At 74.0% G+C, this 12,432-nt stretch carries 14 protein-coding genes; 6 read left to right on the top strand and 8 right to left on the bottom strand.

Going from position 1 to position 12,432, the window contains the following annotated elements; all coding sequences use genetic code 11:
- Positions 1 to 16: 16 nt before the first annotated feature.
- Both GA0070604_RS16300 and GA0070604_RS16305 read right to left on the bottom strand, forming a co-directional pair.
- Entirely contained in the window at positions 17 to 1,300 is a 1,284-nt protein-coding gene (locus tag GA0070604_RS16300) for an MFS transporter (RefSeq protein ID WP_091118714.1), read from the bottom strand.
- Positions 1,301 to 1,372: 72 nt separating this feature from the next.
- On the bottom strand, positions 1,373 to 2,476 hold the full coding sequence (locus tag GA0070604_RS16305; protein ID WP_091127180.1) for a CapA family protein: 1,104 nt from the start codon (positions 2,474 to 2,476) through the stop codon (positions 1,373 to 1,375).
- A 167-nt stretch (positions 2,477 to 2,643) separates the two neighbouring features.
- On the opposite strand from GA0070604_RS16305, the gene GA0070604_RS16310 reads away from it, so the two are divergent.
- Positions 2,644 to 3,441 carry an inositol monophosphatase family protein gene (locus GA0070604_RS16310; RefSeq protein WP_091127181.1) on the top strand — a complete coding sequence of 266 codons (798 nt, stop codon included), beginning with the start codon at positions 2,644 to 2,646 and terminating at the stop codon, positions 3,439 to 3,441.
- Positions 3,442 to 3,453: 12 nt separating this feature from the next.
- Here the strand turns inward: GA0070604_RS16310 and GA0070604_RS16315 are convergent, their stop codons facing one another.
- The 5 genes from GA0070604_RS16315 to GA0070604_RS16335 all read right to left on the bottom strand — a co-directional run bounded on the left by GA0070604_RS16315 (position 3,454) and on the right by GA0070604_RS16335 (position 7,741).
- The gene (locus GA0070604_RS16315) at positions 3,454 to 4,308 is read right to left on the bottom strand and encodes an alpha/beta fold hydrolase (protein ID WP_091118715.1); all 855 of its coding nucleotides are present in this window, start codon (positions 4,306 to 4,308) and stop codon (positions 3,454 to 3,456) included.
- Positions 4,305 to 5,198, bottom strand: coding sequence for an SDR family NAD(P)-dependent oxidoreductase (locus GA0070604_RS16320; protein WP_091118716.1), 894 nt, complete (start codon positions 5,196 to 5,198; stop codon positions 4,305 to 4,307). The genes GA0070604_RS16315 and GA0070604_RS16320 overlap by 4 nt, the downstream gene beginning before the upstream one ends.
- Positions 5,199 to 5,217: 19 nt before the next feature.
- Positions 5,218 to 6,717, bottom strand: a complete 1,500-nt coding sequence (locus GA0070604_RS16325; protein WP_091118717.1) for a flavin-containing monooxygenase — start codon at positions 6,715 to 6,717, stop codon at positions 5,218 to 5,220.
- A gap of 92 nt (positions 6,718 to 6,809) precedes the next feature.
- Positions 6,810 to 7,265 carry a hypothetical protein gene (locus GA0070604_RS16330; RefSeq protein ID WP_091118718.1) on the bottom strand — a complete coding sequence of 152 codons (456 nt, stop codon included), beginning with the start codon at positions 7,263 to 7,265 and terminating at the stop codon, positions 6,810 to 6,812.
- Entirely contained in the window at positions 7,265 to 7,741 is a 477-nt protein-coding gene (locus tag GA0070604_RS16335) for a hypothetical protein (RefSeq protein ID WP_091118719.1), read from the bottom strand. The genes GA0070604_RS16330 and GA0070604_RS16335 overlap by 1 nt, the downstream gene beginning before the upstream one ends.
- Positions 7,742 to 7,785: 44 nt before the next feature.
- Here GA0070604_RS16335 and GA0070604_RS16340 point away from each other — a divergent pair, with 44 nt between their 5' ends.
- Positions 7,786 to 8,784, top strand: coding sequence for a helix-turn-helix transcriptional regulator (locus GA0070604_RS16340; RefSeq protein ID WP_091118720.1), 999 nt, complete (start codon positions 7,786 to 7,788; stop codon positions 8,782 to 8,784).
- Positions 8,785 to 8,848: 64 nt separating this feature from the next.
- Here the strand turns inward: GA0070604_RS16340 and pdxR are convergent, their stop codons facing one another.
- Positions 8,849 to 10,324, bottom strand: coding sequence for a MocR-like pyridoxine biosynthesis transcription factor PdxR (gene pdxR, locus GA0070604_RS16345; RefSeq protein WP_091118721.1), 1,476 nt, complete (start codon positions 10,322 to 10,324; stop codon positions 8,849 to 8,851).
- Positions 10,325 to 10,353: 29 nt separating this feature from the next.
- Between pdxR and GA0070604_RS16350 the strand changes: the two genes are divergently transcribed.
- The 4 genes from GA0070604_RS16350 to GA0070604_RS16360 all read left to right on the top strand — a co-directional run bounded on the left by GA0070604_RS16350 (position 10,354) and on the right by GA0070604_RS16360 (position 12,427).
- The gene (locus GA0070604_RS16350; RefSeq protein ID WP_244161935.1) at positions 10,354 to 10,803 is read left to right on the top strand and encodes a LysE family translocator; all 450 of its coding nucleotides are present in this window, start codon (positions 10,354 to 10,356) and stop codon (positions 10,801 to 10,803) included.
- On the top strand, positions 10,797 to 10,955 hold the full coding sequence (locus GA0070604_RS33590) for a hypothetical protein (RefSeq protein ID WP_244161936.1): 159 nt from the start codon (positions 10,797 to 10,799) through the stop codon (positions 10,953 to 10,955). The genes GA0070604_RS16350 and GA0070604_RS33590 overlap by 7 nt, the downstream gene beginning before the upstream one ends.
- Before the next feature lie 9 nt (positions 10,956 to 10,964).
- Positions 10,965 to 11,744 carry a B3/B4 domain-containing protein gene (locus GA0070604_RS16355; RefSeq protein WP_091118722.1) on the top strand — a complete coding sequence of 260 codons (780 nt, stop codon included), beginning with the start codon at positions 10,965 to 10,967 and terminating at the stop codon, positions 11,742 to 11,744.
- A 251-nt stretch (positions 11,745 to 11,995) separates the two neighbouring features.
- The gene (locus tag GA0070604_RS16360; RefSeq protein WP_091118723.1) at positions 11,996 to 12,427 is read left to right on the top strand and encodes an archease; all 432 of its coding nucleotides are present in this window, start codon (positions 11,996 to 11,998) and stop codon (positions 12,425 to 12,427) included.
- Positions 12,428 to 12,432: the final 5 nt, after the last annotated feature.

Genomic DNA, 12,432 nt, shown 5'->3' on the forward strand with positions numbered 1-12,432 from the left:
GCCGATTGGACGGCGGTCAGGTGCCGGCGGGCGCGGGGACCGCGCCGGCGGCGCTCTCGGCCGCGTACCGGCGGCGGGCGGCGTTGCGGTAGCGGAGCACCTGTACCGCGCCGAGTGCCCAGAGCAGGTACTGCACGGCGAACGCCCAACGGAACGCGTCCAGCGGCGGGGCGCTCCGGCCGGCCGGGGTGGCCAGGTCGAGGACCACGCCGACCGCCAGCACCAGCAGGATCGAGGCGACGAACCCGCCGACGTTGACGATGCCGGTGGCACTGCCGATCCGATGCACCGGGTTGGCGGTGCGCGCGTAGTCGAAGCCGATCACCGATCCGGGGCCGTTGACCGCGAGCACGACGACGAGGACCACCAGCAGCCCGTGCGGCGCACGTCCCGGCCAGGCCAGCACCACCGCCCAGATCGCGGCGGTGGCGGCGGTGATCGCGAAGACCAGCACCGAACGGTGGTACGAGTACCGGGCGCACAGGTGGGCGATCACCGGGCCGCAGAGCAGCATCACCACGGTCATCAGGGTGAGCAGGGCGGCCGCCGCGGTGGGCGAGAGTCCCTGCCCCTGCACCAGGAACGGGTAGCCCCAGAGCAGCGCGAAGACCGAGCCGGAGAACTGGGTGACGAAGTGGGTCCACAGGCCGAGGCGGGTGCCCGGCTGGGACCAGGCCTCGGCGAGCTGTCGGCGTACGCTGGCCAGGTCGGGGGCGACGGCGGTGCCGTGCCCGGTGTGCGGGATGTCCCGGACGGCGACGAGGACGAGCAGCAGCGCGGTGGCGCCGAGCCCCGCCGCGGTGAGGAACGCGGGCGTCCAGCCGGCGTGGTGCAGCAACGCCACCAGCGGGATCGCCGCGAGCACCGCGCCGAGTTGCCCGACGGTGCCGGTCAGCTGCACCAGCAGCGGGTTGCGCCGCCCGGGGAACCAGAACGCCACGATGCGCAGCACGCTGATGAAGGTCATCGCGTCGCCGAGGCCGACCAGTACGCGGGCGGCGACCGCGAGGCGGACGTCGGTGGCGACGGCGAAGCAGAGCTGACCGGCGACCATCAGCGCCCCGCCGGCCACCAGCAGCCGGCGGGAGCCGAACCGGTCGAGCAGCACCCCGACCGGCACCTGCATGGCCGCGTACACGGCGAGTTGGGCGACGGAGAAGGTCGCCAACGCGGAGGCGTTGATGTGGAAGCGGTCCGCCGCGTCCACCCCGGTGACGCCGAGCGTGCTGCGGTGGAAGACCGCGACGAGGTAGGCGGTGAGCGCCACCGCGTACACCAGGGCGGCGGGACGGCGCTTCATGCACCTATGCTGCGTCCCAGCTCGTGGGGGGTGCTCCGGCGCTACCCGGATCGTGGTCTGGGCCACTCCGGGTCAGCCGGTTCGCAGGGCGATCAGGCCATCGTCGCCGAGCGCGAACCGGGCCCGGTACGGCGTGCCGAGGCCGTCGAGCAGCTCCGCCAGCCAGCGGGCCTCCTCCGGCACGGCCGGTTCCAGCCGCATCCGCCGCACGCGTACCGGTGCCAGGCGCAGCCGGCGCAGCTCCCCGGAATCCGCGTCGAGCGTGGGCAGGTGCAGCAACCGCAGCTCCGGCCGGTACGACTCCTGCCCGCCGATCCCCTCGTAGTCGTCGATCAGGTCGCCGCAGCCGTATAGCACGAGCCGCCCCCGGTACCGTTCGATGGGACGTGGGTGATGCGACGAGTGGCCGTGCACCAGGTGCACCCCGGCGTCGATCAGCGTGTGCGCGAAGCGGACGTGTTCGTCCGGCACCTCGTACCCCCAGTTCGAGCCCCAGTGCACCGAGACGACCACGAGGTCGCGCGGCCCGGCCTCCCGAGCGATCCGGTCGGCGAGCGCCTCGGCCGACAGGATCGAGATGTCCAGGTACGCCACGCCGGGCCGCTCGCCGACCGCAGCCCACTGCGGGTACACCCCGCTGGAGGGGGCGCCGACCGACCAGAGGAGCAGCCGGCGCCCGTCGGGCAACGGCACCACGGCGGGCCGCCACGCCTCGTCGGCGTCCCGGCCGGCGCCGGCGGTCCGGATGCCGGCCGTGTGCAGGGTGTCGAGGGTGTCGGCCAGCCCGGCCGGGCCGAAGTCGAGGACGTGGTTGTTGGCCAGCGCGCAGACGTCGAGCCCGGCGGCGGTGAGGCAGGCCCGGTTCGCCGGGTCCATCCGGTAGTGGATGCCCTTGCCGGGGGCGGGCTCGCCTCGGCTGGTCACCGACGTCTCAAGGTTGACGATCCGGACGTCCGGGCGCAGGGCGTCCAGCAGACGCAGCGCCGAGCCCCACGGCCACTCGGGCGGAACCGGTCGCGGCACCGGACCGTTGACGGACTCGGCCAGCTCGACGTAGCGGCGGGCGTCGATGACCACCTGCTCCCGCAGCGCGGGCGGGCCCGGGTACGGCAGGATCTGGTCCACGCCCCGGCCGGTCATCACGTCACCGGCGAGGAAGAGGGTCACCTCGGCCATGACGACCGTGTTCCCGCCCCGGGCGCACACGCACCTCGCGGGCTTCTTCTCCGAGGACGAGAAGCCTCAAGAGCGGTACGCCTCACGGTCATGCACACAGTGAGCGAATCCGACGTATCCGCCCTTCACCCGGACCGGCCTCGCCGTTCTATCCTGCCCGCATGCCGATCATGGATAGTGACGTGGCGGTGGCGGTGGCCGCGGCGGAGGCCGGCGCCGCCGTCGTACGTTCCCGGTACGGGGCAACGCTGACGCGGGTGGAGAAGTCCGGGGGTGACTTCGCCACCGAAGCCGACCTCGACGCGGAACAGGCGATCCTCGACGTCATCCGGGCCGCTCGGCCGGATGACGCGGTGCTCGGGGAGGAGAGCGGACGCACCGGATCCGCCACCGCCGACCGGACCTGGCTGGTCGATCCGCTCTGCGGCACCCTGAACTACGCGGCCCGGATGCCGCTGGTCGCGGTGAACGTGGCTCTGCGTACCGGCACCGACACGACGGCGGCCGCCGTGGCCGATCCCTTCGCCGGGGAGGTGTTCTGGACCGACGGCGGCCCGGCACAGGTCCGCCGCGACGGGGTGGCCGGACCGCTCACACCGTCCGCCGAGTCACGGCTGGTGGACGTCAACCTCGACCCGCCGTTTCCGAACGATCCCGCGTTCCGGGCCGTACGGTTGCTCGGCCACCCGGAGTTCGTGGCGCGGTTCCGGCCCCGGGTGGTCTCCACGACCCTGGCGGTGGCCTGGGTCGCCGCCGGCCGGCGGGCGGCGTACGTGACGGACGGCCACCTGCGGGACAGCGTGCACTTCGCCGCCGGGATCGCCCTGTGCCGGGCCGCCGGCTGCGTGGTGACCGGCATCCACGGGCAGCCACTGCACACCGGCGCGGAGGGACTGCTGGTGGCGGCGGACCACGACACGCACCGCGCCCTGCTGGCCCTCGTTCGGGAACAGTTCGCGGCCTGAGACAGCGACCCGCTATCCGGCTGGCGGACGCGCCCAGAACTCGGTCACCAGCGCGTGGAACGCCGCGGCCCGTTCGATCTGCGGCATGTGCCCGGTGTCCCGGAACAGGTGACCGCGGGCCTTCGGCAGTCGGGTGCGAGCGTTGGCCAGGTGGCCGGCCGGCAGGATCTGGTCCCGGTCGCCCCACACGACCAGCGTGGGCAGGTCCAGTGCGGCCACCGCGGCGAGCAACTCCCGCCGCCACTGCGGCCGTACGCCCCGCCAGGTGCCGAGGCTGCGGACCAGTTCCAGCATCACCCGGGTGGCGTGCGGCTGCCGGGCCACCGCGAGAGCGGTGGCGATGCGCTCCTCGGTGACGTACGCCGGGTCGTGGAAAATGGCCTGCTCGGTGCGGCGGGCGACCGCCGGGTACGGGCGCAGCAGCAGCCGACCCAGCGGGCGCAGCGCGAGCAGCCGCAGCGCGACGGTGACCTCCCGGCCGAAGCCGGCGCTGTTGACCAGCACCAGGCTCGCCGCCCGGGCCGGGTCGTCGGCGGCGAGGCGCATCGCCACCGCGCCGCCGAGGGAGTTGCCGACCAGGTGCACCGGGCCGGTGATCCCGGCCGTGTCCAGGACCTGCGCGACGGCCGTGGCCAGGGCCGGGAGGGTGTGCGGGACGTCCAGCGGCGCGCTGCCGCCGTGACCGGGCAGGTCGACGCTGACCACCCGGTGGTCTCGGGCCAGCAGCGCGTGCTGGGCGGCGAAATCGTCGAGGGTACGGCCGATGCCGTGCAGCAGCACCACCGGCGGGCCGTCGCCGGCGATCCGGCAGCGGACCCGCCGGCCGGCGACGATCAGCTCATCGGCCGGCGGCGGGGCAATGGTCATGCCGGCCGCTCCGGTTCGGGCGCGACGGATTCCGAGGCGGAGCGCGGCTCCGGCACCCGGGCCACGCTCCGCCTCGTCGCCAGCGCCAGCACCTTTCCGTACGACGCCGGGGCGAGCCGGACCAGCAGGTCGGGCAGCTTCGCCGACCAGCCGATCAGCACCCGGCCCCGGCGGCGCCGGACGCCGCGCAGGATCACCTCGGCGGCCTTCGCCGGATCGATGGAGAGCAGCTTCTCGAACTGCTGGCGGCCGGTCTCGAACTCCGCGCGGGGGACGCCGGTGCCCACCCGCGCGCTGGCCGCGATCCGGGTCCGGATGCCACCGGGATGCACCGAGGTCACGCCGACGCCGTCGTCGACCAGTTCGTGCCGCAGCGCCTCGGTGAAGCCCCGAACGGCGAACTTGCTGGCCGAGTACGCGACCTGCCCGGCGGGCGCGATCAGCCCGAACAGGCTGGAGATGTTGACCAGGTGGGCGCCCGGCTCGGCCTTGAGCGCGGGCAGCAGGGCGTGGGTCAGCCGGACCACGGCCCGGAAGTTGATCTCGATGACCCAGAGGAACTCGTCGAGGGTGACCTGATCGAACCGGCCGCCCAGCGCCACCCCGGCGTTGTTGACCAGCAACCGGATCCGGGGATGCCGCCGGCGCAGCTCGACGGCCACCCGGTCGGTGGCGTCGGCGTCGGCGAGGTCGACCAGATAGGTGTCGACCCGGCGGTCGGGGTGTGCGGCGCGGATCGCGGCCACCACCGCGTCGAGCCGTTCGGCGTCCCGGTCGAGCAGGACCAGGTCGACGCCGCGGCGGGCCAGCCCGTACGCGAGGGCCTCGCCGATGCCGCTGGCCGCGCCGGTCACCACCGCGGTGCCGCCGGGAAAGACGAACTCACGCATCCAGGGACGCTCCTCTCGGTCAGGCGACGGGTGCGGTGGGACGCGCGGTGCCGGCGGAGGCGGGCGCACCGGCCCGGGAGAAGCGCACGCCCTCGTCGGTGAGCCGGCCGTACCGCATCAGCAGCACGTCCCGGGGATAGTTCTGGTACAGCCGCCAGGGTGCCCGGGGGCCCTGCTTCGGGAGTCGGTCGACGGCGCGCAGCACGTACCCGGACTGCAGGTCGATGAGCGGCACCAGCTCGCCGGAATCGGGGGCGACCGGGGTGACGATCTGCTGGCCGGTCGCGTCCAGATGGCGCAGCAGCCGGCAGACGTACGTGGCGACGAGGTCGGCCTTGAGGGTCCAGGAGGCGTTGGTGTAGCCGATGGTCATCGCGAAGTTCGGCACGCCGGAGAGCATCATGCCCTTGTACGCGACCGTGCCGGCCAGGTCCACCTCGGCGCCGTCCACGGTCATCGTCATGCCGCCGAGGGCGAGCAGGTTGAGGCCGGTGGCGGTGACGACGATGTCGGCGGGCAGTTCCGCGCCGGAGCCGAGCCGGATGCCCGCCTCGGTGAAGGTGTCGATGGTGTCGGTGACCACCGAGGCCCGCCCGTCGCTGACCGCGGCGAAGAGATCGCCGTCGGGGACGACGCAGAGCCGCTGGTCCCAGGGGTCGTAGCGGGGCGAGAAGTGTCGGTCGACGTCGTACCCGACCGGCAGTCGGCCCCGGGCGGCCCGGCGCAGGAACCGCTTCACCAGGCCCGGGACACGCCGACTGAGCTGGAAGTTGGCCACCCCGAGCAGCACGTTCCGCCAGCGCACCACCGAATACGCGGCCCGCGCCGGCAGCCGGCGGCGCAGCGCGTCGGCGAGCCGGTCGCGTGCGGGCAGCGCGATGACGTACGTGGGTGAGCGCTGGAGCATGGTGACGTGGCCGGCGCGCTCGGCCATCGCCGGGACCAGGGTGACCGCGGTGGCGCCGCTGCCGATCACCACCACCCGCCTGCCGGTCCAGTCGAGGTCCGCCGGCCAGTGCTGCGGGTGCACCAGCCGGCCGGCGTACCGGTCGACGCCCGGGAATTCAGGGGTGTAGCCGGAGTCGTAGCGGTAGTAGCCGGCGCAGGAGAACAGGAACGCGCAGGTGAGGACGACATCCTCGCCGGTGTCGTCGCGGTGGGCGTGGACCGTCCAGCGGGCGCTGGCACTGTCCCACTCGGCGCGGACCACCCGGTGGTGGAAGCGGATGTGTTCCCGCACCCCGTACTCGCGGGCGGTCTCGCGCACGTACGCCCGGATGGAGTCGCCGTCGGCGATGGCCTTCGGCTCGGTCCACGGTTTGAACGAATAGCCGAGGGTGAACATGTCGGAGTCGGAGCGGATGCCCGGGTAGCGGAACAGGTCCCAGGTGCCGCCGATGGCGTCCCGCGCCTCCAGCACCGCGTAGGTCTTGCCCGGGCAGTTGGTCCGCAGGTGGACGGCGGCGCCGACGCCGGAGAGCCCGGCACCGACGATGAGGACGTCGACGTGGTCGGCCATGGCGTCTCCGGTTCGGGCGGCGGTGGACCGGACGATACTCCCCACCGCCGGGCGCCGGCCACGGCAGCCGCTGCCGTGGCCGGCCGGACCGGTCAGCCGGACCGCGTGAAGTCCATCGTCCAGTTCGTCTCCCAGGTCCGCTCGCCGTCGACCGAGAACGCCTGCTCCCAGCGGCACGAGGTCGGGGTGATGCCGGACCAGATGAACCGGCAGCGGACCGGCCGTCCCTCGTCCGTGTCGTCGGCGTAGAAGGTGCCGACGCCGTCGACGAACCGGCCCACCACGGGCGGCAGTTCGAGGACGCCTCGACGGCTGTTCATCCAGTAGATCGACCACAGCCCGGTGGCCGGGTCGAGGATGCGCACCGTCGAGCCGGAGAAGCCCTGGCTCGGGAAGCGGATCTCGTCGAAGCTGCCCGCGCCGTCGAAGAACGAGTGCGCCACCGAGGTGCCGGGAAACTCGTCCCAGTCGTCGCTGCCGACGTGCCGCTTCCTGAGCCGGCGGTTGGCCACGTCCCAGGTGCCGACGAAGAAGTCGAAGTCGCCCATCAGCGGCCCACCGGCCCCTCGGCGCGGGTGTCGGCCAGGTAGCCGGCCAGGTCCGGCTCGTCCGGGGCGAGCACGTGGCGGATCCAGGCGGTGCGCTCGTGCTCCAGCACGCCCAGCTCCCAGACGCAGCCCACACCGGGGCGGTCCAGCGGGACGAAGTGCGCCGGGTCGTCGGACGGGCAGTCCAGCGCGGGCTGGCCGGCAATCGCGATCCGGCACTCCACCACGTTGTCCCAGAACCAGCTGTACGCCAGCAGGTACGCCCCGGTGTCCGCGCCCCGGTGCAGCACCACCCAGCTCGCCGGTGGGGTGTCGCCGTCCGGCTCGGGCAGCAGCTTCGGCAGGTACGCGTACGCGGCCTCGATCACCTCCGGTTCGAGGCGGCGTACCGGCTGGTCGATGTGGTAGCGCTTGACGTGCCGGCCGGCGACCTCGACGGTCCCCGGCACGGTCAGCTCCTTGTCGTGAAAGGCCATGCCGGCACGCTAGGGGCACTCCCCTGACAGCTACTGTCAGGGGAATGCGGGCCAGTCGTCTCCTGTCCATCCTGCTGCTGCTCCAGGCCCACGGCCGGCTCACCGCCGCCGAGCTGGCGCGCCGCCTGGAGGTCTCGGTCCGCACCGTCTACCGGGACGTCGAGTCGCTGCACGCCGCCGGCATCCCGCTGTACGGCGAGGCCGGCCACTCGGGCGGCTACCAGCTCGTCGACGGCTGGCGGACCCGGCTGACCGGGCTCACCGCCGAGGAGGCGGACCGGTTGCTCTTCGCCGGACTGCCCGGGCCGGCCGCCGAACTGGGCTACCAGTCGGTGGTGGCCAACGTCCAGCTCAAACTGCGGGCCGCGCTGCCGCCCCCGCTCGCCGACCGGGCCGCCCGGCTCGAACAGCGCTTCCACCTGGACACCCCCGGCTGGTACTCCGACGGCGACCCGTCGCCGTACCTGGCGCCGACGGCGGAGGCGGTGTGGCGGCAGCACCGGATCCGGGTCCGCTACCAGAGCTGGACCGGCGAGGTGACCCGGGTGCTGGAACCGTACGGCCTGGTGCTCAAGGGCGGCCGGTGGTACGTGGTGGCGGCCCGGCCGGACCGGCCCGAACCGGCCACCTACCGGGTGAACCAGATCCTCGACCTGGCCCCGCTCGACGAGCCGTTCGACCGGCCCGAGTTCGACCTGCCCGGCTGGTGGCGGGCGCACGTGGTGGACTTCCGGGCCCGGCTGCACCGGGACGAGGCGACCGTCCGGCTCTCCCCGCGCGGCCGGGAACGGCTGCGGGAGGTCGCCAGTGACCCGGTGGTCGCGGCGGTGGACGCCACGGCCGGCCCGCCGGACCAGGCCGGTTGGGTGTACGCCGTGATCCCGATCGAGTCGCTCACCCACGCCCACGGCGATCTGCTGCGGCTCGGTGCCGAGGTGGAGGTCCTCTCCCCCGCCCCGCTGCGCGACCGCCTCGCCGACACGGCCACCGCCCTCGCCGGCCTCTACCGGTCGCCCCGCACCGCCCCGCCACCCGCCCGTTGATCAAGAGGTTCGCGTCGGTGTTGATCACCTCGCCGACGCGAACCTCTTGATCAACGAGGCATCGTCAGGAGCGGGCGCGCAGAGCCACGCCGACGGTGGCGATGCCGCGCTCGATGTCGCCGGTCGGGTTGGCGGCGTAGCCGAGGACCAGGCCGGGCGGCTGCGGACGTTGCCCGTGCCAGGACAGCGGCTGCACCTTGACGCCCCGGCGTAGCGCCGCGGCGGCCAACGCGACGTCGTCAACGCCGCCGGGCAGGGTGACCAGCAGGTGCAGGCCGGCGGCGGCGCCGTGCAGGACCGCCCCGGGCAGGTGCTCGCGCACGGCGCGGATCATCGCGTCCCGGCGGCGTACGTGCCGGCGACGCAGCAGCCGCAGGTGACGTTCCAGCGCCCCGGAGTCCATCAACTCGGCCAGCACGAGCTGGGGCAGGGCCGCGTTGCCGAGGTCGGCCATCCGTTTGGCGGCCACCAACGCCGCGTGGTGCCGCGGCGGCACCAGCACCCAGCCGATCCGCAGGGCCGGGGCGAGCAGCTTGGAGACGCTGCCGGTGTAGCAGACCTGCTCGGGCAACATGCCACGCAGCGCCGGCACGGGCGGGCGATCGTAGCGGTGCTCGGCGTCGTAGTCGTCCTCGATGACCAGGCCGCCCCGCTGCGCCCAGCGCAGCAACCGGCGGCGCCGGTCGCCGTCGAGCACCACCCCGGTCGGGAACTGGTGCGCGGGGGTGAGCATCACCGCCGGCGCGCCGCTGGCCTCCAGCCGGTCCACCCGCAGCCCGCGCTCGTCCACCGGCACGGGCGGGGTGTCGAGCTGCCAGTTGCGCAGGTGCTGACGGACGCCGAGGGAGCCGGGGTCCTCCACCGCCACCGTGTGCACCCCGTCGGCATGCAGCAGTTGGGCGAGCAGGCCGAGCGCCTGGGACACCCCGGCGACGATCACCACCTCGGCCGGGTCGACCCGGATGCCCCGGTTGCGGGCCAGCCAGGTGGCAACCGCCAGCCGCAGCGCGGGGGTGCCGGTCGGGTCGCCGTACCCGAAGTCCGCGGGCGCCAGGCGGTGCAGCACGGCGCGTTCGGCCCGCAGCCAGGCCGCGCGGGGGAAGGCCGCGAGATCGGGTACGCCGGGTGTCAGGTCGAGCTCCGCCGGGGCGGTACGCAGGGCGTCGAAGACCTCCGCGCCCGGCCGGTCGGTGAACACCTCGACCCGGGCGGGTGGCCGCGGCGCGGGGGTGACCACCTCGGTGGGCGTGGCCACCACGACCGTCCCGGCTCGACCGCGCCCCATCACGTGCCCGTCCTCGGTGAGCCGCTGGTACGCCTCGGTCACCACGCCCCGGGAGACGCCCAGCTCGGCGGCGAGAACCCGACTGGCCGGCAGGCGGGCGCCCACAGGCACCCGACCGTCGGCGATGGCCGCTCGCAGCCGGGCCGCGAGCCAGTCGGCGCGCCCACCGGGCGGGGCCTCGCCGACATCGAGCTGAAGGAAATCGGCACCGGCCGTTATGGACTCGTCGGATAACCGATGTTTGGCTCTGTCCACGAGGCCATTATGGCCGCAGGCTGGACCGCATGAGTATCGCCTTCCTGCTGACCACACTGATCGTGGTGATCACCCCGGGCACCGGGGTCGTGTACACGCTCTCCGCCGGACTGTCCGCGGGTCGCCGCGCCGCGCTGGTCGCCGCGCTGGGCTGCACCGTCAGCCTCGTGCCGCACCTGGCGGCGGCGGTCACCGGCCTGGCCGCCCTGCTGCGCGCCGGCACCCCGGCGTTCCGGGTGGTCACCTGGCTGGGCGTGGCGTATCTGCTGTGGATGGCCTGGTCCGCGCTGCGTGACCGCAGCCCGCTGCCGGTCGACGACCCACGCCCGCCGCGCCGGCTGCTCCTCGACGGGGTGCTGGTGAACCTGCTCAACCCCAAGGTGACCGTGTTCTTCGTGGCGTTCCTGCCGCAGTTCGTCCCCCGGACGCGCCGGGGGCCACGGTCCGGATGCTGGCCTACGGTGGCGTCTTCATGCTGACCACCTTCCTGGCCTTCGCCGGCTACGGGCTGCTGGCCGGCGCGCTGCGGCAGCGGGTGCTGGCCCGGCCGCGGGTGACCGCGCTGCTACGCCGCGGTTTCGCCGGCAGTTTCCTCGCACTGGGCCTCGGCCTGGCCCTCACCGCCCGATAGGAGCATCCTGTGCGCTTCCGACACGCCCCGCAGGTCTGGTCGACCTTCCCCGAGCTGGTCTGCGGCGTCCTGCACGCCACCGGCGTCACCCCGGCCGTCGACGTCGGTCCGCTGCTCGCCCGGCACGCGGACACCGCCCGGGCCCGACTCGCGGCCGGGCCGGAGGGCGGCTTCCCGGAGATCCAGGCCTGGCGCCGCGCCTTCGCGCGAATGGGATTGCCGCCGACCCGCTACCGATGCGCGGCCGAGTCGCTGCTGCGTCGCTTCCGGCGCGACGGCGCGCTGCCGCGGCTGCATCCGCTGGTCGACCTGGGCAACGCGCTGTCTCTCGGGTACGCCGTGCCGGTGGCCGTCCTCGACGTCGAGCGGATCACCGGCGACCTGGCGGTGCGGCCGGCCACCGGCGACGAGACCTACCTGACCCTCGGTGGCGGCGAGGACGAGCGCCCCGAGCCCGGCGAGGTGATCTTCGCCGACTCGGCCGGCCGGGCACACTCCCGGCGCTGGACCCACCGGCAGAGCGGCCGATCCGCCGTCCGGGACGACACCACCGAGGTGCTGGTGGTCATCGAGGCGCTGCACGACGGGGCGGCGGGAACGGTGCCCCGGATGCTCGCCGAGCTGGCGTCCGCCCTGACGGACCGGTGGCGGGTGTCGGCCCGGACGGCGATGCTGACGGCCGACGCGCCGGTCTTCGCGGTGACGCCGGCCGCCGGTGGGCCCACACCGTCCGCCCCCGGTACGACCGCCGCGCCGGGCGAGGTGGCGTCCCTGTCGCCGGGCCGGTGAGTCGGTGACCGCCTACGCCGCTGAGATCCTCCCCTACGCAGCCATCAACGTCACGTACAGTGACAGCGGTAGGAGATGCCCGGCGGTCCAGCCGCGCGTCGGGCTCGCGCGTCGGGCGGAGGCGCCTCTTTCACGGAGAGAGTGGCCATCAGACGTGGCATGACCACTCTTTCCGTGAATCTGGGCGGATCTTGGGGAACGCGGCGAGGGTCACGGCTCGGTGACCGTCGGGCGTGGCACGGGGGCGGGAGATGAGCAGACGACCGGCGCGGGGACACCGGAACGTGCCGCACACCGCAGACGTACGGATCGAGGCGTGGGCGCCGGACCGGGAAGGGTGCGTGGTCGAGGCGGTGGCCGCGATGCTGGACGGCTTCGTCGACACCGCCGGCGCGACGGCGGACTCGACGGCCGAGACGCGGTTCGCCGTGCCGCCCGGTGACGACACGGACATGCTGGTCGCCGTCCTCGACGAGGTGATCTTCCGGCTGGAGACGGCGGGCGTGCTGCCGCTGGCCACCGAGGTACGCGCGGCCGACGGCGGGCTGCTGGTGCGGTGGTGGACGGTCGACGCCGACGCGGTGGAGCTGGTCGGCGCGGTACCCAAGGCGGTGTCCCTGCACGAGCTGCGCTTCGGCCCCGACCGGGAGGGCTGGTCCTGCGCGGTGACGCTGGACGTCTGACCCGG

The organism is Micromonospora eburnea (genome assembly GCF_900090225.1).
GTDB lineage: Bacteria > Actinomycetota > Actinomycetes > Mycobacteriales > Micromonosporaceae > Micromonospora > Micromonospora eburnea.